Source organism: Shimazuella sp. NTD248, assembly GCF_059510395.1.
Genome location: NZ_JCAJZT010000004.1, coordinates 251013 through 275277, shown reverse-complemented (window position 1 = coordinate 275277; position 24265 = coordinate 251013). Strand labels below are relative to the sequence as shown.

28 protein-coding genes are annotated in these 24265 nt (G+C 40.3%); 16 read left to right on the top strand and 12 right to left on the bottom strand.

From position 1 onward, the window contains the following. Positions 1–459: 459 nt before the first annotated feature. The 9 genes from AC5WOE_RS11025 (at position 460) to AC5WOE_RS10985 (ending at position 7734) form a co-directional block, all read left to right on the top strand. Positions 460–996, top strand: a complete 537-nt coding sequence (locus AC5WOE_RS11025) for a M23 family metallopeptidase (RefSeq protein WP_496050241.1) — start codon at positions 460–462, stop codon at positions 994–996. 99 nt (positions 997–1095) lie between these two features. Continuing rightward, positions 1096–1875, top strand: coding sequence for a M23 family metallopeptidase (locus AC5WOE_RS11020; RefSeq protein WP_496052597.1), 780 nt, complete (start codon positions 1096–1098; stop codon positions 1873–1875). A 345-nt stretch (positions 1876–2220) separates the two neighbouring features. Further along, on the top strand, positions 2221–2592 hold the full coding sequence (locus AC5WOE_RS11015) for a GntR family transcriptional regulator (RefSeq protein WP_496052596.1): 372 nt from the start codon (positions 2221–2223) through the stop codon (positions 2590–2592). Then, a complete protein-coding gene (locus AC5WOE_RS11010; protein WP_496050238.1) occupies positions 2589–3488 on the top strand; it encodes an ABC transporter ATP-binding protein in 900 nt (299 codons plus the stop codon). Before AC5WOE_RS11015 ends, AC5WOE_RS11010 begins: the two co-directional genes overlap by 4 nt. After that, positions 3485–4156 carry a hypothetical protein gene (locus AC5WOE_RS11005; RefSeq protein ID WP_496050237.1) on the top strand — a complete coding sequence of 224 codons (672 nt, stop codon included), beginning with the start codon at positions 3485–3487 and terminating at the stop codon, positions 4154–4156. Before AC5WOE_RS11010 ends, AC5WOE_RS11005 begins: the two co-directional genes overlap by 4 nt. 60 nt (positions 4157–4216) lie before the next feature. Beyond that, positions 4217–5365, top strand: coding sequence for an acyltransferase family protein (locus tag AC5WOE_RS11000; RefSeq protein ID WP_496052595.1), 1149 nt, complete (start codon positions 4217–4219; stop codon positions 5363–5365). Between the two features lie 431 nt (positions 5366–5796). Further along, complete coding sequence (locus AC5WOE_RS10995) at positions 5797–6126, top strand: PadR family transcriptional regulator (protein WP_496050235.1); 330 nt, start codon at positions 5797–5799, stop codon at positions 6124–6126. Beyond that, positions 6113–6670 carry a DUF1700 domain-containing protein gene (locus AC5WOE_RS10990; RefSeq protein WP_496050234.1) on the top strand — a complete coding sequence of 186 codons (558 nt, stop codon included), beginning with the start codon at positions 6113–6115 and terminating at the stop codon, positions 6668–6670. The genes AC5WOE_RS10995 and AC5WOE_RS10990 overlap by 14 nt, the downstream gene beginning before the upstream one ends. Beyond that, complete coding sequence (locus AC5WOE_RS10985) at positions 6667–7734, top strand: DUF4097 family beta strand repeat-containing protein (protein WP_496052594.1); 1068 nt, start codon at positions 6667–6669, stop codon at positions 7732–7734. The genes AC5WOE_RS10990 and AC5WOE_RS10985 overlap by 4 nt, the downstream gene beginning before the upstream one ends. Before the next feature lie 308 nt (positions 7735–8042). Here AC5WOE_RS10985 and AC5WOE_RS10980 read toward each other — a convergent pair whose 3' ends face one another. The 12 genes from AC5WOE_RS10980 to upp form a co-directional block, all read right to left on the bottom strand. Further along, entirely contained in the window at positions 8043–8300 is a 258-nt protein-coding gene (locus AC5WOE_RS10980; RefSeq protein ID WP_496052593.1) for a hypothetical protein, read from the bottom strand. A gap of 196 nt (positions 8301–8496) precedes the next feature. Further along, the gene (locus AC5WOE_RS10975; protein ID WP_496050231.1) at positions 8497–8892 is read right to left on the bottom strand and encodes a F0F1 ATP synthase subunit epsilon; all 396 of its coding nucleotides are present in this window, start codon (positions 8890–8892) and stop codon (positions 8497–8499) included. Between the two features lie 15 nt (positions 8893–8907). Next, on the bottom strand, positions 8908–10308 hold the full coding sequence (atpD, locus tag AC5WOE_RS10970; protein WP_496050230.1) for a F0F1 ATP synthase subunit beta: 1401 nt from the start codon (positions 10306–10308) through the stop codon (positions 8908–8910). A 22-nt stretch (positions 10309–10330) separates the two neighbouring features. Then, complete coding sequence (gene atpG, locus AC5WOE_RS10965) at positions 10331–11197, bottom strand: ATP synthase F1 subunit gamma (RefSeq protein WP_496050229.1); 867 nt, start codon at positions 11195–11197, stop codon at positions 10331–10333. Between the two features lie 40 nt (positions 11198–11237). Continuing rightward, positions 11238–12752, bottom strand: a complete 1515-nt coding sequence (gene atpA / locus AC5WOE_RS10960; protein ID WP_496052592.1) for a F0F1 ATP synthase subunit alpha — start codon at positions 12750–12752, stop codon at positions 11238–11240. Between the two features lie 21 nt (positions 12753–12773). Continuing rightward, the gene (locus AC5WOE_RS10955) at positions 12774–13304 is read right to left on the bottom strand and encodes a F0F1 ATP synthase subunit delta (protein WP_496050227.1); all 531 of its coding nucleotides are present in this window, start codon (positions 13302–13304) and stop codon (positions 12774–12776) included. Then, positions 13301–13789, bottom strand: coding sequence for a F0F1 ATP synthase subunit B (atpF, locus tag AC5WOE_RS10950; RefSeq protein ID WP_496050226.1), 489 nt, complete (start codon positions 13787–13789; stop codon positions 13301–13303). The genes AC5WOE_RS10955 and atpF overlap by 4 nt, the downstream gene beginning before the upstream one ends. A 175-nt stretch (positions 13790–13964) precedes the next feature. Beyond that, positions 13965–14189 (bottom strand): F0F1 ATP synthase subunit C, encoded by a 225-nt coding sequence (atpE, locus tag AC5WOE_RS10945; RefSeq protein ID WP_160800256.1) that lies wholly within the window; start codon positions 14187–14189, stop codon positions 13965–13967. A 23-nt stretch (positions 14190–14212) separates the two neighbouring features. After that, positions 14213–14950, bottom strand: coding sequence for a F0F1 ATP synthase subunit A (gene atpB, locus AC5WOE_RS10940; RefSeq protein ID WP_496050225.1), 738 nt, complete (start codon positions 14948–14950; stop codon positions 14213–14215). A 9-nt stretch (positions 14951–14959) separates the two neighbouring features. Continuing rightward, positions 14960–15334: an ATP synthase subunit I gene (locus tag AC5WOE_RS10935; RefSeq protein ID WP_496050224.1), complete on the bottom strand. Its 375-nt coding sequence runs from the start codon at positions 15332–15334 to the stop codon at positions 14960–14962. A gap of 8 nt (positions 15335–15342) precedes the next feature. Next, positions 15343–15558: an AtpZ/AtpI family protein gene (locus tag AC5WOE_RS10930; protein ID WP_240875542.1), complete on the bottom strand. Its 216-nt coding sequence runs from the start codon at positions 15556–15558 to the stop codon at positions 15343–15345. A gap of 217 nt (positions 15559–15775) precedes the next feature. Next, positions 15776–16405, bottom strand: a complete 630-nt coding sequence (gene upp, locus AC5WOE_RS10925; RefSeq protein WP_496050223.1) for a uracil phosphoribosyltransferase — start codon at positions 16403–16405, stop codon at positions 15776–15778. Positions 16406–16620: 215 nt separating this feature from the next. Here upp and AC5WOE_RS10920 point away from each other — a divergent pair, with 215 nt between their 5' ends. The 7 genes from AC5WOE_RS10920 to bioC all read left to right on the top strand — a co-directional run bounded on the left by AC5WOE_RS10920 (position 16621) and on the right by bioC (position 24052). After that, the gene (locus tag AC5WOE_RS10920) at positions 16621–17994 is read left to right on the top strand and encodes an MATE family efflux transporter (protein WP_496052591.1); all 1374 of its coding nucleotides are present in this window, start codon (positions 16621–16623) and stop codon (positions 17992–17994) included. 298 nt (positions 17995–18292) lie between these two features. Then, positions 18293–19642 carry an adenosylmethionine--8-amino-7-oxononanoate transaminase gene (bioA, locus tag AC5WOE_RS10915; protein ID WP_496052590.1) on the top strand — a complete coding sequence of 450 codons (1350 nt, stop codon included), beginning with the start codon at positions 18293–18295 and terminating at the stop codon, positions 19640–19642. Next, complete coding sequence (gene bioD / locus AC5WOE_RS10910) at positions 19635–20345, top strand: dethiobiotin synthase (protein ID WP_496052589.1); 711 nt, start codon at positions 19635–19637, stop codon at positions 20343–20345. Before bioA ends, bioD begins: the two co-directional genes overlap by 8 nt. Before the next feature lie 3 nt (positions 20346–20348). Continuing rightward, entirely contained in the window at positions 20349–21347 is a 999-nt protein-coding gene (bioB, locus tag AC5WOE_RS10905; protein ID WP_496052588.1) for a biotin synthase BioB, read from the top strand. Further along, complete coding sequence (gene bioF / locus AC5WOE_RS10900; RefSeq protein WP_496052587.1) at positions 21344–22522, top strand: 8-amino-7-oxononanoate synthase; 1179 nt, start codon at positions 21344–21346, stop codon at positions 22520–22522. The genes bioB and bioF overlap by 4 nt, the downstream gene beginning before the upstream one ends. Continuing rightward, positions 22519–23253 carry an alpha/beta fold hydrolase gene (locus AC5WOE_RS10895; RefSeq protein ID WP_496052586.1) on the top strand — a complete coding sequence of 245 codons (735 nt, stop codon included), beginning with the start codon at positions 22519–22521 and terminating at the stop codon, positions 23251–23253. The genes bioF and AC5WOE_RS10895 overlap by 4 nt, the downstream gene beginning before the upstream one ends. After that, on the top strand, positions 23240–24052 hold the full coding sequence (gene bioC, locus AC5WOE_RS10890; RefSeq protein WP_496050217.1) for a malonyl-ACP O-methyltransferase BioC: 813 nt from the start codon (positions 23240–23242) through the stop codon (positions 24050–24052). Before AC5WOE_RS10895 ends, bioC begins: the two co-directional genes overlap by 14 nt. The last annotated feature ends 213 nt before the right edge of the window (positions 24053–24265 follow it).

Sequence of the window (24265 nt, the reverse complement as noted above, 5' to 3'; positions counted from 1 at the left end):
TTTATCCTCTGTTAAAATAAAACGCTTCCAGTTTTTCCGATGGTTTTTCTTAGAAGGTAAATTCTTTATTACCCTTCATCTTTATTCAATTACATATTCAACTTGCTAGACAATACTAGACAAAATTTTATGAAAAGACCCTTCTTTTGACCTGATTATAGCAAAAAAAGAAGAGTTGTGTCTAATTATGCACAAATAATAGAATATACTGTTACAATTATATAGTATTTTTTTCCTTATATGTTGGCATGTCTATATAAACAAATTAAGTTCTATTGCCTGCATATAGAAACAGAACGAAACGGTTTCCTAAAAATCCCGTTCCTCAGTACATAAGAAAAAATAAATTACTAGAGTTATGGATATTTATGATCTGATTTTCGTCTATATTTTGAAACTAATTCCATTTATAAAGGAAAAGATTGCTTTATCTCTAAGAGATATACAGGGGGTGTTTCTGTGAAAAAAATAAAAGCCTATTCCTTATCTCTTGTCCTTTTATTCTCTTGTTTTTCTATAGTCGGAATAAGTCCTGAGCAAAGCTATGCTGCTCCTGCCTTTCAAATGCCTTTTCCATGTGGACAAACGTGGAAGGGAGAAACTCGGAAAGACCATAATCCAATGCTATCCATCGATCTTAGTCGAAAAAATGGCTATGGAGATTCTGTCATCGCTTCTGCCTCTGGAAAAGTGAAAAAGATTGGTAACCTCGGTAATAGAAGTTATGGAAATTACGTCTACATCGATCATGGAAATGGGTGGGAAACTCGTTACGCACACCTGAGTAATATCAATGTTAAGAAAGGACAGACAGTCGAAGCAGGTCAAAAGATTGGCAATGTAGGCACCTCAGGAAATTCCACTGCTCCCCATCTACACTTTGAAGAGAAGCATAATGGAGCTGTAAAACCTGTCTATTTTAACTCTAAAAAAGTTTATTACTTTGGAAAAAGAAACTATCAAAGCGCAAATAAATGCTCAGCTCAAAAGAAATAGCAATAACTAGAAACGAAATTACCAAAATATCCTTTGACTTGGACAATATTTCGAATTTAAATATATCAATATAAAAAAAAGGGGATAGGAGGTATACATATGAGGAAATTTATTTTCACTTACTTATCTCTGATGCTTTTTTTTAGTTGTTTTACTATCATGCCGAACGAAAGCTTAGCTGCACCAAACTTTCAAATGCCATTTCCTTGTAATCAAACATGGTATGGACAAACTCGAAAGAACCACAATCCACATCTGTCGATTGACTTTAGTCAAAAAAACGGAAAAGGATATGGGAAAACAGTAGTGGCTTCTGCATCTGGCAAGGTCATGCGGACTGAAAATTTAGGCAAGAAAAGCTATGGAAAATTTATCTTCATCGATCATGGCGGCGGCTGGGTAACTGTGTATGCTCACTTGAGCAAAATTACAGTACAAAAAGGCCAAGTGGTCCAAGCAGGACAACAAATCGGTAATGTAGGGAGTACAGGTAATTCCACTGGTCCACACCTGCACTTTGAACAAAGAAAAAACAATGTTGTACAACCGATTTACTTTGGATCAAGCAAAGTGACCTACTATAGCAAGAAAATATACAAAAGCTCGAATACATGTTCTTCCAAGTATCACACAGGGATCGTCAAAACATACCACGGCAGCAAATTAGCCGTTCATGAGCAACCAAAAACGTCATCAAAAGTTGTGCAAAAATTAGCGAATAAAAAAACAGTGACCATCTATTGCCAAGTAAAAGGTTCTACCGTCAAAGGCCCTTATGGCACCAGTAAACTGTGGGACAAAATTGGCGAGAACAAATACGTGCCGGACTCATTTATCTACACAGGCACAGACGATCAAATAGCACCGACATGTAAGTGAAACTTTCTCCGAAAAGAAAGAACCTCTCCATAAAAATGGGAAGGTTCTTTTCATTTAACCGTCCATTGATACTCAGAGAAAAAATAAGGAAAAAACATCCAAATCCTATCGACTAATGCTGTCTGTTTCTTATATTCACCAACTATATCACTGGTCTAATAGGTATATTACTGCTGAACCCGAGGTAAAAACTCGGGTTATTTTAATTTTAGTAAACTACTTTATCCTTTGTTCACTTGTTCTGACCACGAGTTTTCTAAACAATGATAAAAAATTGTTGACAACAAAATTTTCATCTTGTATGGTTGGTTACATAAGTAATTAACTAATTTGGTGGTGAAGGGAATGGATAGTTTAATCGATGACAGTCGTCCGATTTTCGTACAAATTGCTGAACGGATAGAGGACGACATCATCAAAGGAGGGCTAGCCGAAGAATCGCAAGTCCCCTCCACGAATCAATTCGCTTCCTTTTATCGGATCAATCCGGCAACGGCCGCAAAAGGTGTCAATTTGTTAGTGGATCAAGGGATTTTATACAAAAAACGCGGGATCGGCATGTTTGTTATGAAAGGGGCACACGCAAAGTTGATGGAGAAACGAAAAGAACAGTTCTTCGAACAGTATATCGTGAAGATGATTCAAGAGGCAGATAAGTTGGGTATCACGTCGGATGAATTGGCAGACATGATTAAGAGAGGGGTAAAAACGAGATGAGTCATAATGCAGTTGAAGTCCATAGACTGACAAAGTCGTATGGAAATGTAACAGCAGTCTATGATGTCAGTTTCTCCATCGAAGTAAATAAAATTTACGGGCTGCTCGGAAGAAATGGTGCCGGCAAAACGACGCTCATGAAAATGATAACTGCTCAAATATTTGCAACAAAGGGGGAGATAAAAGTTTTCGATGAAACCCCTTATGAAAACAGTCATGCGCTCAGTCAAATTTGTTTCATCAAAGAAAGCCAAAAATATCCGGAAAACTTTCGCATTATGGATGTAATGGATGTGGCCGCTTCACTTTTTCCAAACTGGGATATGGAGTATGCCTATACATTGATTGAAGATTTCCAGCTTCCACTAAAACGAAGAATGGAGAAGCTTTCCCGAGGAATGATCTCCACTGTCGGAATCATTATCGGCCTTGCCAGCCGTGCATCGCTTACCATATTCGACGAACCTTATTTGGGACTTGACGCTGTGGCTAGAAGCTTGTTCTATGAACGATTGATTGAGGATTACGGAGCATACCCGCGAACCATTATTTTATCCACGCACTTGATCGACGAGGTAAGTCGGATCTTGGAGCATGTCCTCGTCATCGACAACGGCAAAATACTCATCGACGAAGATAGCGACACCCTTCGCGAACGCGCTTTTACCGTCACAGGGCAGACACCAAATGTAGAAAGCTTTACAGCAGAAAAAGATGTGATTGATTGTACTCCGCTCGGTGGATTTCTTTCAGCCCATATCATGGGAGGACTAAGCTCAGAGGATCGTAAACAGGCAGAAGAGCTTGGGCTGGAGCTTACTCCAATATCATTGCAACAACTGATCGTTCATCTGACAAGTGCAAAAACTCGTAAAAAGGAGGAAGAAGTACAATGAACCACATAACAGGTGTCATGAATATGCACTTTAAAGCGAAATGGTGGTTTTTCATCCCATGGATAATTACCTTTCTTATCTTTGGTACCAATCTTGTCATCGGCTTTCTCATCGGTGTACCGATCTCTTATCCCGGCAGTGTCGCCCCTACCTATATTAGTATGCTGGTTGTGGCGATCGTCATTGTCGTTCGCATGTTTCCATTTGCACTTGGACTAAGCGTGCGAAGAACGGATTTCTTTTTAGGTACCACAGGCATTTTCGCTGTGATAAGTGCTGGCTTTGCGATTGTATGGTTTCTGCTTTCACTTGTAGAGCAGTGGACAGGTGGATGGGGTACGAAATTAAACTTTTTCCATCTTTCGTATTTAAATGACGGGTCAGTTATGGAGCAACTGTTAACGAGTTTTGTGTTCATGCTGCATATGTGTTTTCTTGGAGTTGTTATAGGGAGCATCTTTCAACGATTTGGTCGTACCGGACTGCTTATTTTCTTCAGCACCGTCTTCGTTGTTTCCACCATCGGTTCGTTAATTTATGGATGGTGGGTAGATATTTTTCATTGGTTCATCCAGCATTCCGCATTCGAACTTGCGATCGGATCAATGCCATTGGTTGTCATCTATATCCTTTCATCATATGTATTGCTTCGCAAAGCGACCATTTGACCATGTGTGTGCATCATGCAGATTTTAAACATCTTTAGAAAAGGAGACATAGAATTTACCATGAATACAATAAAAAACATTCCTATAGGGAAATCGTCGTCTCAAAAAGCCGGCCGGTTATTCTTTATTGATAACCTAAGGTCAACACTCACCATGTTGGTAGTACTGCATCACTTAGTTTTCTTTTCCATTGCTACGAATGTGTTCAAACCCGGATCAATTGAAGCTACTATTGGAAACCTATTCCTCTCTATTAATCAAAGCTTTTTCATGGGGCTGTTCTTCCTGATTTCCGGTTATTTCGTTCCATCTTCTTTGGAGCGTAAAGGAGCCAGACGTTTTCTCCAAGATAGATTCGTTCGACTGTTTATCCCTATCATCTTTTACGATTTCGTCCTTAGCCAAGTCCAAGCAATCGATGCGTATATTATCAATCGAGAACCATTGACATGGAAAACTTATTTTTCACATGTGACATACGGGCCCATATGGTTTGTCGGAGTACTTCTGATATTCATTTATTTCTATGTATTCTGGGTACAAGTTATTAAAAAACATGCAAAGTCAAATGATCACCAGCATATTGCCCTTACCTACACCAAAATCATTATCTTCACCATCGTATTAGCAGCAGCAAATTTCATTGTTAGACTATGGATTCCGGCTTTTGGCCTACCTGGAGGCTCAGCTCCCGTTCAATCCGTTGTTCTATTGTTTACACCATCCGGATATGACCTTGCACAATATATACTACTATTCATCGTTGGTACTATTGCTTACAAACACAATTGGTTACAAACGATCTCTGACAGGATGGGCAGAACAGGATTCATAACAGCGATTGTTGGTCTCTTCTTATCTTTATACCTTGCTATGAGTGGACTACCGTTTGCAGGCGGCTGGAACTGGGTATCTTTCGTTTACTCCCTGTGCGAATCCATATTCTGCATTGGAATTTGTATTGGCTTGATCACTCTCTTTCGTAAGAGGTTTCCCAGCAGAGGTAATTTTTCAGGGCTATTGGCAGATAATGCCTTTACTGTTTACATCATTCACATTCCGATTATCACAACTGTCATTGTTTTCTGGAAAGTACTTCACCTCACACCTGCATTCATATTCCCAGCAACAGTGGTAGTCACGATACCTCTTTGTTACTTATTGGCTAATTTGATTCGGAAAATTCCCTTTATGTCAAAAGTCTTATAACTGATTTCCAATCAGAGGGGTAATCAATAAATTTTAATACGTAATTTGATTACTCCTTCATTTTAACGGTTCTTCTTTTCACCTCTCCTTCCATTTATCTCTTTTTGTCTATAATGAATCTCATCTTCAAATTTATCCACAATCTCAAGTGACCCTCATTCCTAAAATCCACTAGCGTTGAATTTCGATATATAAGACTTCGTAAAAAACGCGCTAAACCTCAATGTTTATAAAGGTAATTGACTCTTTACTTTCGGTCGGCCTAAGGTCTAATATTCATTTCAATATCTAATTCGGTTTCTATCTTAACAGAAATCTCCTTCTAAAATAAAATTAATTTAGTACCTTGCAATGTATAATAGTGCGTGATATTATTCTATCAGCAGGTACAATACATTGCACAGTACCTTTAGATAATTGGATGTGATCAGATGAATGTACAGTTCAAAAAAGGGGTTCTCACTTTATGTGTTCTGGTATTAACGCTAAATAAAGATAGATATGGTTATGAATTGGTTCATACGATTTCCGAAAAATTCCTTATTGCAGAGGGCACGATCTATCCACTGCTCAGAAGGTTGACCAAAGAAGGTTACTTTACAACCTACTTAGTAGAATCCACAGAGGGACCGCCACGAAAATATTATCAATTAACAGATCTCGGACAAACGTATGCAGATGAGCTAATCAACGAATGGAAACAATTTTCAACCGGAGTAAATCAGTTGATCAAGGAAGGGATTTTAAATGAACAAAAATGAGTTTCTGGCAGAATTAAAAAGACACTTGCATCGACTACCAAAAGAGGAACAAGAAACAACCATTGCTGATTATGAGGAACACTTTGAACATGGTGTCTTTGAAGGTAGAACAGAAGAAGATATTGCAAAGAATTTGGGAAGTCCTAAGAAGATTGCAAGAGAATTACTTACTGAATACCATCTGGAACATGCAGAGCAACATCGCTCATACTCTAGTATTACAAGAGCGGTCTTCACTTCACTCGGGCTTGGATTTATCAATCTTGTTTTTGTACTAGCCCCTTTCCTCGCTATTGTAGCAGTAGTAATCTCTTTGTATGCTGTATCTTTTGCATTTGTTATCTCACCTCTCTCCGTCCTAGTCATGCTCTTTGGCGATGATAGTTGGCAGTCTATCTTATTACTATTTTTTATGACGATGGGATTATTAGGGATTGGGTTAGTTCTTGGAACTATAAATACGTATTTTTCCAAAAAGTTTTTTTACATCTTTACCCGTTATTTAAAATCCAATCAGCGAATCATCCGAGGTGAAAGCAGATGAAAAAAATTATTGTAACCGGCATTATCCTTTTTCTTATTGGTTTAGTAGGCGCATCTGTTTTGGTATATAAAAATGTAGGACTTGAGTCAGAAACCCCTTTTAAACATCAGAAACAAGTAGAGGCGAGCAACACAAAAAAAGTAATTGTAAAAAGTAATTCTATTGATATTGAGGTATATCAAAGTCAAAATAATCTAATATCTGCAATTTTCACTGGAAACAAACGAAAAAATGTCACCACTGATTTACTACTTTCGAATAAAGGCGATACAATTGAAATAGAGGCAAAACGCGAAGAAAATGCCAGATCATGGATTCATTTCGATCTAGGATCGATCAAACAACCTACTAAAGTTAGAGTATATTTGCCAAAAAAACAATATGAATCATTAGCTTTACAATCTAAGCATGGGGATATAATGTTGGAAGATTTTCAAGGAAATACAGTAAAAGCAAGTACAAATAATGGGGACGTAAAATTTCAAAACGTTAATGCAGCACTGACAGTTCAAACTAGTCATGGAGACATTGACTTGTCGGAAGTCGCTTTTCATGCTAAAAATTCGATCTCTACTTCATCAGGAGACATTCACATTCAATCCGCTTCCAATCCAGATGCATCAAAAAAAGCACCCCAAGACCACTTGATTTTACAGACCTCTTTTGGAAATATTGATGTAGATGGATACCAAGGAAATATATTACAAGCAACTACCAATTCAGGTGATGTCACCTTACAAAATATTGATTCCACCTTTACTGCTCAATCTGAAAATGGCGATGTCCATATTCAATCTATCCAAAACTTCTATGCACAAAATAAAGTAATTACAAGCAATGGAGACATCAATGTTTCTGTCGGACATGATCCAAAATCATTAAATGTAAACTTTACAGGCAGCGATGTTCAATCTGATTTCCCAATTCAAACCCAAGGAACGACTTTGACATCAACAAATGAAGGTGATAATCGACAGCTCAAAGGGGTTATTGGTACAAGTAATACAAATTCCCCTTCACTAGTACTGCAAACTCACAATGGGGATGTTTCTTTTAGCCGGTAATAATCTAGAAGTAATCATGAGCACTCTCTATTTAGAAGAAGAGTGCTTTCTCATTTCTCTTTTATATTCAGTCGTTTACCGTTCTTTCAGGAGTATTGGTTCTTAGAGATGACTATCCGATTCCAAAATTTGAATTATTGTTACGAATCATTTTAAGCCTTAACTTTTCCTATTTATAACTATGACAATATGCTGCCTGTTCTACAAATGAAACATCCTTGGCATGATCCATGTTATCTTTATTGTTATTGGCCCCAGCAAGGTATCAATGACATCTTGCTGGGTACCTAGAGAATTCCCTTCAGAGGCTAGATCGGTGACTTCTTTCCCGGCTCCTCTTTATTCCAGAGCTCTACATCCGGGAAGTTCTGTTGTAGCTTTTTCGCTCGATCCACAGCAACTGTAACTGCTGAACCCTTATCAGAAAATGGAAATCCATCCGTCTTGCAGAGGACCTGAACATCTTTCCCTGGTACCTCTACCCTCACGACCCAACCTTCGGAATAACGTGGGGAAGGAGCGCATTCCAAGATCCTGACATTGGCAATTACTGTTTCTTTGTCCATGAACTTCTCTCTAGGCAGGGACATTAAAAGCTATTATAACAAAAATAGAATTGTAATAGATATACAAAAATTATCATTTCGAATATTAAAACTTTTAATAGGACTAAATTTTACATTTCAGAATCGAGCATTTATGCTGATATTCATATAAAAAACACTTCCCTACAAATAAGGAAGTGTTTTCTTTGATGTATTATTATCTCCACTTAGCTACTTCTAAACGATTCACTGCACGTTTAAGTGCTAGTTCCGCCCGTGCTAAGTCACCTTCGTGTTCTGACATCCGTCCTTGGGCTCTCTCTACAGCAGCTTCAGCTCGTTCTACATCAATATCAGTAGAGAGCTCTGCTGTTTCTGCAAGAATGGTCACACCACTTGGACGAACTTCCAAAAATCCTCCGCTTATCGCAATCCGCTCTTCGTTACCTTCGTTTTTCACTCTCACAACGGTAACAGATAAGGGGCTGACAAGTGGAGCATGGTGAGGAAGAATTCCAATATCCCCATTTGCAGCACGAGTGATTACCATTTCTACATCTTTGGAGTAAACTTTTCTTTCTGGGGTCACGATGTCCAGTTGCATTTTACTCATTTGACAACACTCCCACTAGGCGGTAACGCCAAGGGATTTTGCTTTTTCAATGGCTTCGTCAATGTTTCCGACCATGTAAAAAGCATCTTCAGGAAGATCATCATGTTTACCTTCCAAGATCTCTTTGAAACCACGAACGGTTTCTTTTACTGGTACATACACCCCAGGTTGTCCGGTAAACTGTTCTGCAACGTGCATATTTTGGGAAAGGAACTTCTCGATCCTACGCGCACGAGCAACCAATTGTTTGTCATCTTCCGATAGTTCATCAAAACCAAGAATTGCAATGATATCTTGTAATTCATTGTAACGTTGCAAGATTTGTTGTACACCACGAGCTACATTGTAATGTTCTTCTCCAACAATCGCAGGAGATAAGATACGTGAAGAAGAAGCTAGTGGATCAACCGCTGGGAAAATACCTTTTTGTGTTAGGCGACGTTCCAAGTTGGTGGTTGCATCCAAGTGTGCAAACGCAGTTGCTGGTGCTGGGTCTGTATAGTCGTCCGCAGGAACGTAAATCGCCTGAATAGATGTTACAGAACCAGTCTTTGTCGAGGTAATACGCTCTTGCAATTGACCCATTTCCGTTGCGAGCGTTGGCTGATAACCTACCGCTGATGGCAGACGACCAAGAAGTGCGGACACTTCAGAACCTGCTTGGGTAAAACGGAAAATGTTATCAACGAAGAACAATACATCTTGACCTTCATTGTCACGGAAATATTCAGCCATAGTAAGACCAGTTAACGCAACACGCATACGTGCACCTGGCGGCTCGTTCATCTGACCGAATACCATTGCTGTTTTGCTGATAACACCAGAGTCTTTCATCTCATGGTAAAGGTCGTTCCCTTCACGGGTACGCTCTCCAACACCTGAAAATACGGAAAGACCACCGTGTTCTTGCGCGATATTATGAATCAATTCCTGAATCAAAACGGTTTTCCCTACACCTGCACCACCAAAGAGTCCGATTTTCCCACCTTTTGCATATGGTGCTAGCAAGTCTACTACTTTGATTCCGGTTTCTAGCATTTCTTGTTCAGTTGATTGTTCTTCAAAATTCGGAGCAGAACGGTGAATTGGAAGTGTTTCCTTCGCATCTACAGGACCTGCTTCATCGATTGGTTCACCCAACACATTAAAAATCCGGCCAAGTGATGGACGACCAACTGGAACAGAAATCGGAGCACCTGTATCTTCTACATCCATTCCCCGAACTAAGCCATCAGTAGATGACATAGCAATTGTACGTACGTTGTTATCTCCAAGATGAAGAGCTGTTTCCAATGTGAGCGATGTTCCATCGCTTTTCTTAATCACAAGAGCATTATTGATTTCAGGTAGTTGTCCACGTTCAAACTCAACGTCAACGATAGGACCCATTACCTGTAAAACTCGCCCTAGACCCATCTTATTCCCTCCTTAACAAAAACTATAATGCTGCGGCGCCACCGACAATTTCGGCAATCTCTTGTGTAATTGCTGCTTGACGAGCCCGGTTAAACTCAAGGGTTAAATTACCGATAATTTCCGTCGCATTTTCCGTCGCATTTTCCATTGCATTCATCTGTGCTGCATGTTCACTTGCTTTACCTTCTAAAAGTGCACTATAAATCAAAGTCTCCGCATATCGAGGTAACAACTCCGCTAATACCTCTTCTTCCGATGGCTCATATTCATAAGCGGTATTTTGACTTTTTTCTTCTTGTACCAACTCATCGGATGCTAATGGTAAGAGCCTTTTTTCCATTGGACGCTGAACAACAGGGTTTACAAACTCGTTATACAGCAAATATAGTTCATCATAATTACCATCTGCATAGTTGCCCACAGCATCTTTGGCAATATTGATTACTTCTGAAAACTGAGGAATAGCAGATATCCCTGTCGTTTGACCGATTATGGGAAGATTGCGTTTTTGCAGCACTTCCAAACCTTTGCGTCCAATAACAAAAACTACATATTCATCTTTTGAACTATGCCGTTCTTCCAACTTCTGCATGAGCAGACGGATCAAATTACTGTTATAACCACCCACAAGCCCACGATCTGAAGTTACGATCAAATATCCGGTTTTAGAGACTGTTCGTGACTGTAGCATGGGATGTTTTACACTTGATCCACTATGTGCTAAACCTGTGATAACTTCTTTTAGTTTTTCTGCATAAGGACGGCTTGCTTCCGCCTGTTCTTGTGCTTTACGGAGATAAGAAGCAGCTACCATTTTCATCGCTTTGGTGATCTGCTTGGTTTTCTCAAAAGAATTTATCTTTAATTTAATCTCTCGCATCGTTGCCATCGTTGATTCACCCGCCTTTCCTCTCAGGCTTCATCAGTCTTTACGCTGTTACAGAAAAACCTTTTTTAAAGCTTGCAACCGCAGATTTTAATTTCTCATCATTTTCATCTTCCATCTTCTTATGTTCCCGAATACTAGCCAAAATATCTTCATGGTTTGCATCCAAGAAAGAATGGAATTCTTTTTCAAAACGGCGTACATCGGCAACTGGAATGTCATCCAAATGACCTTTGGTTGCCAAGTAAATAGATATAACTTGTTTTTCTACTGCCATTGGTTCATTTTCATCTTGTTTCAAAATCTCAATGACTCGCTCACCACGTGCAAGTTTTGCTCTTGTAATAGGGTCTAGATCAGAACCAAACTGAGCAAATGCCGCAAGTTCGTTATATTGGGAGAGGTCTAGTTTCAAGCTGCCCGCTACTTTGCTCATTGCTTTGATCTGAGCAGAACCTCCTACACGGGATACGGAAAAACCTACGTTTACTGCTGGGCGAACACCTGAGTAAAACAAGTTAGACTCTAAGAAAATTTGACCGTCTGTAATCGAAATTACGTTGGTAGGAATATAAGCGGAAATATCGCCCGCTTGTGTCTCGATAAATGGCAATGCGGTAAGGGAGCCGCCACCACGCTCATCGGATAATTTTGCAGCTCGCTCTAATAAGCGGGAGTGCAAGTAGAATACATCCCCTGGGTATGCTTCACGACCTGGCGGACGGCGAAGAAGAAGGGATAATTCACGGTATGCAGCCGCTTGTTTGGATAGATCATCATATACACATAGCACATGTCCGCCATTGTACATGAAAAATTCACCCATCGAACATCCAGCATATGGCGCCAAGAATAGAAGAGGAGCTGGATCAGATGCGCTTGCAGCTACAATGATGGTATATTCTAATGCACCATGGCGACGTAGTTTCTCTACTACTTGTGCAATGGTTGATTGTTTTTGTCCGATTGCTACATATACACAGACCACATTTTTGCCTTTTTGGTTGATGATCGTGTCGATTGCAATCGTCGTTTTTCCTGTTTGACGGTCTCCAATGATTAACTCCCGTTGTCCACGACCAATTGGTACCATTGAGTCAATCGCTTTAATACCAGTCTGCATTGGCTCATGAACAGATTTCCGATCGATAACCCCAGGTGCAGGGGACTCAATAGCACGAAATGCAGTAGTGTTAATTGGGCCTTTTCCATCTAATGGTTGCCCAAGAGGATTTACTACGCGTCCAAGTAATTCTTCTCCTACAGGTACTTCCATCAAACGACCCGTACGTTTTACTTGATCGCCTTCTCGAATTTCACTGTAAGGACCTAAAATAACAACCCCGACGTGATTTTCTTCTAAGTTTAAAACCATCCCCATAATGCCGCCTTTGAACTCTAAAAGTTCACCAGCCATTGCATTTTGGAGACCGTGAACGCGGGCAATACCGTCCCCAACTTGGATAACGGTACCGACATCGCTAACTTCAAGGTCCGCTTGATAATTTTCGATTCGTTCTTTAATCAGCGAACTGATCTCTTCTGCACGAATGCTCATACCGATTTTCACCCCTATGCTTTAAGCATTTAGACGTTCTTGAAAACGGAGCAATTTAGTTTTGAGGCTGCCATCATAGAGGCGATCGCCTACTTGCACAATTACTCCACCTAATATATCTGAATCCACTCGTTCTTCGATAACTAGTTTCTTGCCGATTATTTCCGCAAAAGTAGTCACTAGTTCTGCTTTTTCACTAGCAGTCAACGGATATGCAGCTGTTACAACTGCTTCTGCCATACCAGTTGCCTCTAAAGCCAGTCTTTTATACTCAGCAGCAATCCCGGTAAGTTCATTTTCCCGTCCCTCATCTACCAACAAATATAAAAAGTTTTTGGTAAGAGGTTGAACTTCTGCAAAACTATTTTCTAAAATAGCTTTCTTCCGCTCTAAGGAAGTTGCCGGATGAGATAACCACTTTGAAATATCCGAACGTGCAATTGATTCGAGTATAAGTTTCAAATCAGCCCCTATTTCTTGGAGCAAGCCATGTTCTTGGGCGACTTCAAACAAAGCTTTTCCATATCGTTTTGCTACTAACGATATATTCATTGCATTCTTCCTACTTGTTCAAGATAACGGTGTACCAACTTTGATTGATTGGTTTGATCCAATTCTTGACCAATCAATTTTGTAGCTAGTTGTACACTCAATTCTCCCACTTCCAGACGAAGAGCAGATAATGCTTTTTCTTTCTCACGGTTAATTTCGTTTGTCGCCTCTTGTATCAACCGTTCTGCTCTTTCGTTAGCTAAACGGATAATTTCTTCCGCTTCACGCTCTTTTTGAACTTTTGCTCGCTCAATAATTTCTTTTGCTTCTTCTCTTGCTTGTTGCAAAGCTTCTTTTTGATCCTTGACTAGTTTTTCTGCATCTGCACGTTGTTGTTCTGCCGACTTGATTTGTCCATCAATATAATCTTGTCTTGTACGCATTGTTGTAAGCATAGGGCGAAGTGCAAATCGAGAAACCAAAAGCATCAGAATAAGGAAAATCACCAACTGAGCTAACATTGTCCCCAAATTTAAGCTTAACAAAGGAGGTCACTCCTTTCGGTTATAGTGGATAAACCAATACATATATTTTCATTACTCTTCTTTCAGAGAAACTGTATCTTCTAAAGTTAAAACAATAGCGGGAGATTTTGTGCCCCCGCCCATTTTCCTAAATCCCGCAAAATTCCCCTGCGGTTGGACTAGCACATTACCTGACTTAAATAACTCCAAACAGAAGAAGAATACCAAGAGCCACACCAATAATTGGCAGAGCCTCGATCAATCCGAACAAAATCATGGTTTGACCAAATAGTTTGCTTTGAGATTCAGGCTGGCGTGCGATCCCTTCGATATATTTTGCGAAAAGATTACTGTTACCGATTGCAGCTCCGAGTGCTGCGAAAGCGATCATGATTGCACCTGCAAGAATATTTAAATCCATTTATATGTTCCTCCCAAAAAAGTTTAGTGATCTGATGTCATCTTTTGTGCGATATACACATTTGCTAGTACAGTAAAAATATAAGCTTGGATTGCCCCGACGAATACAGAGAATCCCATCCACGCTAACATTGGTATTCCAGTCAAGTAGATTGGACCTTTTGTAAGCATAATAACGATCAAAACTTCCCCAGCAAAAATGTTTGCCCATAAACGCATAGCATGAGTTGCTGGTTTAGAAAACTCTTCGATTACATGAAGTATACCTAGCGGGCTTAAGAAGTGTTTAAAATATCCCTTTACACTTTTTCGAAGTCCCATATAGTTTGCAAACAAGGCAATAGCAACAGCCATCGAAATCGTTACATTTAGATCAGCAGTAGGAGATTTTAACCATGAAACTTCATGAGACTTTTGCAAAAGTTCCTCTGTAATCCCTAGTGCTGGTACTGCATGATGGGCTTCAGCTGATACCATCATGATAACTCCAAGCTGGTTTGCTATCAAAATAAACAAAAAGAGAGTGAAGGTAAACCCAAGATATTTTTCTGCTGTCCGGTCATCAAAACTCATCCGCGCTATTCCACGGCTAAAGTCGATCACCATCTCTACTATATTTTGAAGTTTACCGGGTCTCATTTGACGTCCGCGGGTAGCTAAAATAGTAATGATGAGTACGATAACAGCAGTTAGCAACGAACCGATTATAACAGCTAAATCAAAAGTTAAACCGAGAAAAGTAACCTTTGGTGATAATTCCATTCTGATAAGTCACCCCCTTTGTGCTTTAGGAGTTGTAAAGTAGGAGAAAATAGATAGGATATAGCAAAGTGGCAGCCCAATAAGTACACTCTTTACATCAAATGCAGCAGGATATTTGGCCGCAATTAGCATAGCGAAAGCTACCACAAAGAAACGATTGATCATTCCTGTTCCTCTGATTTTGTTTCCTGTTAGGGCATTTTTGAGTACAAGCTCCAGCTTCCAAGACAAGTACCAAAAATTATACAGGCTCACAGATGTCCCCAAGAGGAGTCCGCCAAAAAAAGCACGGTACGGGGTCAGAAAAACCATGATCAGAAACACGCTGAGGAGTCCAGTAGTGAGGACCATAACGCGACGGCGAGTGGTTAGTTTTGATTCCATGAGGGAAGTCATTCCTTTAAAAAAGCTTTTAGCGTGAAGGCAGCACTGACAAAACCGATTGAAAGACCTAAAACTAGGCCGATAAGAAGCCACAAAGGCTTGGTATGCCAAGTATCGTCTGCCAGTTTCCCTAACCAAGCGCCACCAACAGATAGGATTATCACTTCCGTACCCATTGAACCAACCATCGCTACCAGACGTAACGCACTTTTATCTTGATTCACACGGAAAACCCCCTATTGAAAGTAAGTTAATGGGGTATTGGTGAAAAATTTGTTGGTTCGAGGGTAATTGTCTCAATTAGTCGTTTCCCCTGCTAATACTACCGGATGCCTTCTTTCATTGTCAACGCTTTCGTACCCCAGAATGTGAATAATTCGTCACACATTTGCAATATCCTTGAATTATGCTTGTAAAAACAATGTAATTTCCGTGAAAAAATTATTTTGTTCCAAACAACCTATCCCCTGCATCTCCCAAACCTGGTACAATATAGCTCTTTTGGTTTAATTTTTCATCTACTGCTGCAACATAAATGTCAACATCAGGATGATCTTCTTGCAAACGGGCAATTCCTTCAGGTGCAGCAATTAAGCACATAAACTTCATGCTTGTCGCCCCAATTTTTTTCAATTGATCAATTGCAACCGATGCTGATCCGCCTGTGGCAAGCATAGGATCGATCACAATCAACTCACGCTCTCCAATATCAGATGGCATTTTGGCATAATATTGTACGGCTTCCAATGTCGCTGGATCACGATACAATCCAATATGACCCACTTTTGCTGCTGGAATTAATTTTAATACGCCATCTACCATCCCAAGTCCTGCACGTAAAATGGGAACCAAGCCGATTTTTTTTCCTTCAATCATTTTACATGTCATGGTAGTCACAGGTGTCTCAATCTCTACTTCTTTAAGAGGTAAATCTCGAGTAATTTCGTATGCCATCAAGGTCGCTACCTCATCTACTAGCTCCCGAAATTCCTTTGTACCTGTATTTTTATCCCGAATATACGTCAATTTGTGTTGAATCAAAGGGTGATCAAAAACGTATACATTGCTCATCTTCTCATTCCTCTTTTCTTGTATCCATTATCGACGATGTACTTTTTTCCATACCTAAAAAAAGCCCCTTATTGAATATAGATGTTCTGAAAAGAAATTACTAGCTTTAAGGATGGATCAACACCATCTCTCGATTAAAAATCTCTTCCTTTTTAAAGTGGCTCCCAAAACTTCTGTTATAATAATAATATTCCGACTATAGACAAGGAAAGATAGTGATTCGGAAATCCCTGAAAAACCAGATGATCCAAACAGCTGGATGGGCAGGTATTGGACAGCTTTCAAAGACAGTAACTGGTTTCATCAGCATGTTACTCGTAGCTCATCTTGGCATTCCAGCCATCCTGATTGTTACATCAACCTTTATGGTTACGCTCATTTATCTGGCGATCGATCAGCAATTGCGAAGTGTGACAACGCACCTGATCAGCCAGTGCACCAGTCAAAAGAAAGAACATCTTCCAAAAAGCTTGGCAGCCTTGAAAGAGCAACGCAAAGAGACAGAAAAACAGATGGTACTCGTACAAACGATCACTGTCCAAGCATTGCAGTTTTCCATGGCATTTGGATTCCTTGTAGGAGGGCTATCACTTGTCTTTCCCAGTGAAATCCTCCAATTGACGGGTGCTAGCGATTCAGTAGCACTTGAAGGCGCGACTTACTGTCAAGTTATGATGGGCTCAATCTGCCTGCTTTCCCTTTACAGCACAGTGGAGGGAACATTGCAGGGAATCGGACAAACCGATCGTTCAACCCAAGCTGGAATGATTTGGAACGGGACTCACCTGCTGCTCGGATTTGTTGGAGCTTATTTCCTCAACTTCGGAGTAGTAGGCATTGCTTGGGCATCGATTATTGGACAAGTAGCAGGACTGATCTATATGACCTTTTTTCTGCGGAAAATGGTGTTTCAGAAAAAGCTCTTCTCTCTTCATCCTAATTGGGGTGTCCAAAAAGATGTTCTCCGTAACGCAGTTCCACTAATGGCCGACATGTTGTTCTACCAAATGAACGCAGCGTTTCTGTGGTACATTTTGCGAAGTTACGGCGATGTAGTGTTTGCCTCGCAACGAATTGCAGCGGAAATTATGGCGGTTCCTTCCGCCATTTTCTGGGGGTTCTACGTATCCGTAAGTCGCTTTGTACCTCAGGCTTATGGTGATTCCAAATACAAACGAGTCAAGCAGTACACCACTAGCATTCTGAAAGTGGGCATTCTCACTGCCATTATTATTCTCAGCTCGGTTTTCCTCTTCGGAAAATGGATTACAAAGCTCTTCACCAATGATCCCAAGATGATCACCACCACCAATCAATGGATCTTCATCTATCTATTGGTAGGCGTAGCTGGCGTCATCTACAATGTGGTCGCACGTGCCCTTAAAGCGATCCAAAAAAATACGATCATCATGGTGAGCAGCTTCATCAGTAATGCCGTTTGGTGTAGTTGCATGATCATCGCTTGGAAACACATGAACCTTTGGGTTGTCGCAGCAACGTATGTCCTGTACCAATCGATGGAAGCTGCAATCGTGGGTTGGTACTTCTATACACAAAAATGGAGGCCACCTGTGATAGTAACGAAGTAAAAATCGATGTACTAGCGTCATAAAAGCACCCTTCTTTCTCCATAAAGAGGGGTGCAGTCATATATTTTTATATCTTCTATGTTCTCTTCTATTCTTGAGATGCAAACTGTACATAAATCGAGCTTAAAAATCTATACTTCTTATGACAAAAAAGTTAACCACAACTCGTTATGCTGGTTAGCTTTTTTCATTTGTTTGGAACAAATGAAAAATTCCCCCTTGTTGTGCCACGAAAGTTCTGTTATATTCTCAAACGTAAACTAATATATTAATTAGGTTTACAATCGGAGTGTGAGTTTTGGGAAAATACGAAGAGTTATTACAAAAAAACCGACAATACCTATGGAACCCATTTACGCAAATGAAGGAGTATTTGCAAGAAGAACCACTGATTATCGAGCGAGGGGAGGGAGTAAAGCTTATCGATGTCAGAGGCAAAGTGTACTACGACGGAAATGCCTCCGTATGGCTAAATGTATTTGGGCACAACCGCAAAGAGTTAAATAATGCGCTCCATAAGCAAATAAATCAGATTGCTCATTCTACTCTGCTGGGAATGTCCAATGTACCTGCGATTTTATTGGCAGAACGACTAGTTCAGATAACTCCTGATCGTGTACAAAAAGTATTTTTTTCTGATAGTGGAGCGGAAGCAGTGGAAATCGCATTAAAGATGGCCTTTCTCTACTGGAAACACCGGGGAAAACCAGAGAAACACATTTTCCTCAGTATGCGAAACGCCTATCACGGGGATACAGTCGGCGCTGTGAGTGTTGGTGGAATTCCTACTTTCCATCATGCATTTGACCGATTGTTATTTCAAACGGAAAAAGTTCCCTATCCATATCCCTATCGGTTCACTGGCACAGAACAGGAATGTGCAGAATCATGTTTAGCTGAACTTCAAAGAAAGTTGGAAGAGAAAGCGGATCAGATTGCCGGATTAATTGTTGAACCGATGGTACAAGGTGCAAGTGGAATTATCGTAGCTCCAAAAGGTTATATGGCGGAAGTAGAAAAACTGTGTCGCCAGTATGATATTTTGCTATTGGTTGATGAAGTAGCTACTGGATTTGGGAGAACAGGAAAAATGTTCGCTTGTGAACATGATGGAATAGAACCTGACATTCTGACGGTTGGAAAAAAATTAACCGGTGGTTATTTACCTGTAGCTGCTACACTAACCTCCGATGAAATTTACCAAGCCTTTTATGGAGATTATGTAGACCAAAAAACTTTTTATCATGGACATTCCTATACAGGAAACCAATTGGGCTGTGCGGTTGCATTAGCAAACTTAGATCTATATGAACAGGAAAATATAATCGAACATGTTCAAGAAATGAGTGAGCAGGTCGCCCAATGGTTAAAAGAATTCTACCAACTCTCGCATGTTGGTGAAGTACGTCAACTAGGATTGATGATTGGGATTGAGTTAGTAAAAGAAAAAGAGAGCAAAAAACCATATCTTCTTCAGGACACAATCGGACAACGAGTATGCAATCGGGCAAGAGAACTCGGTTTAATCACTCGTCCTTTGGATTCTGTGATAACTTTTCTTCCACCGCTTATCGCTGCAAAAGAAGAACTGCGCGAGATGCTCCATATTCTCTATCAAGCAATTCAAGAGGGGACAGAAAGTGAGTAAAGGCATTTTTATAACTGCTACTGGAACCGAGATCGGTAAAACCGTCATAACTGCTGGACTTGCGGTAGCGCTTAAAGAGAATGGCTATCGAGTAGGTATCATGAAACCTGTTCAAAGCGGTCATCTGATCCATGCAGATGAAAGTGATGGAATGCGTCTGAAATGCTGGGCGAAAGTAGATGATCCCATCGAACAGATTGTAACGTATAGTTTTCCTGAACCTGTTGCACCTCAATTAGCAGCAGAAACCCATCAAGTGCAAATTGAGCCCTCTTTCATTTTAAACCAATTGGCACAGTTGACGAACAAATATGATTTGGTACTGGTTGAAGGAGCAGGGGGGCTAATGACACCTTTAAGTACACAATACTGCATAGCTGACCTAGCACGAGATATCGGCTTTCCTCTTCTCATCGTAGCACAGCCTTTGCTCGGAACAGTAAACCATTCTGCCTTGACAGCCCTCGTCGCACATCAATATGGGCTATCTCTAACAGGTGTTATGTTAAATGGATTAAAAGAAACAGAAAAAGACCTCAGTGTACAGCATAACCCTCGGCTCATTGAACAGGTAGCAAAAGTTCCAGTGTTAGGAACATTACCATGGTTAGGAGATTTCTTCACACCTGAAAAATTACAACAAGCCATTCAAGCTAACATCAATATTCCAAAACTTATAAGCCGTCTAGGCTGGGAGGAATAAAAAATGACTTTAAAACCAAACACCAGAAACTGGGAGATTTATGCCGACAAAGCTTTGACAGGTGATGTACTATCGTCGGATGAAGCAATGTCCGTGTTAGAAGCAGATGATATGGAGCTCCTGTCCTTGCTGCAAGCTGCTTTTCGTGTCCGCCACCATTACTTTGGAAAAAAGGTAAAACTGAACATGATCATCAATGCGAAGAGCGGTTATTGCTCAGAAGATTGCGGTTACTGCTCTCAATCTATCATCTCCAAAGCCCCTATCGAAAAATATACCATGCTAGAAAAAGATGTCATCGTTGCTGGAGCTAAGGAAGCAGTTAACCGGAAAGCTGGTACTTATTGTATCGTTGCTAGCGGTTATGGACCCACTGCCTCTGAACTGGAAGAAGTGATAGAAGCAGTGAAAGAAATAAAAAAAGATACGAAATTGAAAGTTTGTGCCTGCCTTGGGATATTGCGTAATGATCAAGCTTTGAAATTAAAAGAAGCTGGAGTAGATCGTTACAATCACAATTTAAATACAAGCAGCGATCATTTTGCCAATATTACAACTACTCATACTTATGACCACCGTATACAAACAGTAGAAATGGCAAAAGAAGCAGGAATTTCTCCCTGTTCTGGATGCATTGTTGGAATGGGGGAAACAAAAGAACAAGTTATTCAAATCGCCGCCGCATTACGTGAACTGGATGCAGATTCCATCCCAGTTAATTTCCTTAATCCTATCAAAGGAACACCATTGGAACATACAAAAGAGTTAAACCCTCGTTATTGCTTGAAAGTTCTTGCTCTCATGCGATTTATGAATCCAAGCAAAGAGATTCGTGTATCCGGAGGAAGAGAGGTAAACCTTGGACAATTGCAAGCCCTCGCTCTGTATCCAGCCAATGCCATATTTGTGGGAGATTACTTGACAACAGAAGGCCAAGCAGCAAATCTCGATCATCAAATGATCGAAGATCTTGGATTTGAAATCGAACTTTGCGCACTATGAATAACTGGGAACTAACAATAAAAACTGAATTAAACCAACTGGCTGATAAAGACTTAATACGCGAACTGAAACCTACCACTCATGGTGCTGAGCCTGTCTGTATTCGAGATGGAAAAAAATTGCTGAACTTCTCCTCCAATAATTATTTGGGACTATCAGGTCAACCTCTGCTGATCCAAGCGATGCAAACGGCCGAAGAAGCAGGTTCACCTTCCTCCCGGCTGCTTGCAGGACATGAAGAGGCAACACATTATTTAGAGGAACAACTGGCAAAATGGCAGCAAGCAGAATCCGCGCTCGTATTTAGCAATGGATATATGGCCAATCTTGGTGTTTTATCTGCTTTTTTAAACAAGACAGACGCTGTTTTTAGCGATCAATACAATCATGCCAGCATTGCCGACGGTATTCGTTTAAGTGGTGCGAAGTCATTTCGATATCGGCATAACAACATAAATCATCTTGAAAGCCTGCTTCAAAAAGCGACTAGCAAAAACTATAGGCGAAAACTTATTGTCACAGATGCTGTTTTCAGTATGGATGGAGATGTTGCACCTCTCTGCGAACTCATCGCATTGAAAGAGAAATATGGGGCGGCTTTGTTAATCGATGAAGCACACAGTGTCGGGGCAATGGGGCCTCTTGGAAGAGGTTTAGCCCATCATTTGGGAGTTGCAGAACAAGTAGACTTGCACATGGGTACATTCAGCAAAGCATTTGGTGTATATGGAGCATATGTAACAGCTAAAAAAGATTGGATTCAATATCTCATCAACACTTCTCGGAGCTTTATTTATACCACAGCTTTGCCGCCCGGCATCATAGCAGCAATTACTCAGGCTTTAAAGGTAATCCAAAAAAGCGACAGCTCTCGTCATCTATTGAAACGCAAAAGTATGGAATTTCGTTCTGAGCTTACAAAGCATGGATTCGATACAGCAAATTCCTCTACCCAAATTATTCCAATTGTCATTGGAGACAGTTCAAAGTCACTAGCTTTCAGTCAAAAACTCATGGAACAAGGAATCTTGGCTGTAGCCATCCGTCCGCCAACCGTACCGGTTGGTGGTGCAAGAATTCGATTCTCCTTGATGTCCAACCACCGAGAGGAAGATATACAAAAAGCAATAGAATCCATTATTCAAATTGGAAACGAATGGGCTGTAATCCGATGAAACAACAGTATTCTTTTTTGTGGATTTCGGGCTGGTCTCTACCTTCAGCTATTTGGAAGCCTTTTATCAAGAAATGGACAGATGCACACCATTACAGCCTATCCTTTGAAAATTGCAAAACGGTTGAACAAATCGATGAACATGCAATCCAGACCTTGCAACAAATCGAACATAAACCAGTAATCATCATAGGTTGGTCACTAGGAGCAATGATAGCTCTTCAACTTGCTCTTCAATATCCAAAACAAATAAATCATCTATTCTTAATTGCAGCTGCCTCTTCATTCATCCGAAACAAACAAAATAAAACGGGATGGAGTGGATTGGTGATCAAACGAATGAAAAAACAGATAGAGATGGATGCTCATCAAACCATTCAGCTATTTGATCAAAAAATGTTCACTCATCATGAAAAACTCAGTGGCGTTGAAGACAAATGGAACAAGGAAATAAGGGGAAATATTCCTTCTGTGTTATCCCTGCAAGCTGGTTTGGATTTCTTACAGCAATTTTCTTTTGACGAACACACAAAATTTATTCATACCCCTGTTTCATTACTCTCTGGTGAAAATGACGAGATTTGCTCTTTAAAATCAACACAATACTTAGCAAATCAACTATCCTCTTTTACCCATTCCGTCTGGCAAGAGACGGGACATGCTTGTTTTTGGACAAATCAAGAGAAATTTCATCAGTGGCTACAGGAGGGATTGCACCATGCTAGTAAATAAATCATTGGTTGCACGCAGATTTGATCGATCATCCTCCACTTATGACCAACATGCAGTGATCCAAAAGCAAATGGCACATCAGTTACTCCAAACTTTGGACAGATGTACTCAACCGATGAGACGCATCTGCGAAATAGGTTGCGGAACGGGGTATTTGACAAATCTACTCATGCAAAAGTATCCAGATGCAGAGTTATCAGCAATGGATCTTGCGCCAAAAATGATAGAAACAGCGAAAAGAAATAATCCAAACCCAAATATCAATTGGCACATAGGCGACGCAGAAGATGTCCATTCTTATTTATCAGGTAAATACGATCTGATCATTTCCAATGCAACGATTCAGTGGTTATCCAATCCGAAAGAGACCATCACATCTTGGGCAAAAGCACTCCAGCCAGACGGGGTGCTACTGGCCTCCACGTTCGGAATAGATACTTTCCAAGAGCTTACAGCTCTGTTTCAGAAGTTAGAAAGAAGGCGAGGACTTGAGCCTGACCAACACCACTTAATCATGCACTCCTCTTCCTATTGGAAACAACTTTGGACACGATCCGGGCTTACTTCTGTAAATGTACAAGAAAACTGGGAAAGAGTTTCTTATCCTAACTGCCGGTCTTTTCTACGAGGAATCAAAGCAACTGGAGCAAATTATTCCGTATCGCAATCCTCTTCATTGGCAAATCATCTGCTCCTAAAAAATGTGCTGGAAGAATATGATCAATCGTATTGTGAAGGGACTGGGGTGTACGCTACCTATCATGTCATCCATTTATATGGCCAGAAAACCAGTGTGTAATCAGTCATCTGTTATTACTGAGGAAGTAGAGAAATTTACCCTTTTGGGGTTTTGTACACCATGTGATAAATGAATCAAATTCAAAGAAGGTTCCGAGTGGCGGAACCTTCTTTCTACTTATAATTGGTATAATTTGTATCATTACTTCTCTATTAAAATAAGTTCATTCCCAATAAATAAACATGTATACATACATTTCTTCTTATGCAATAC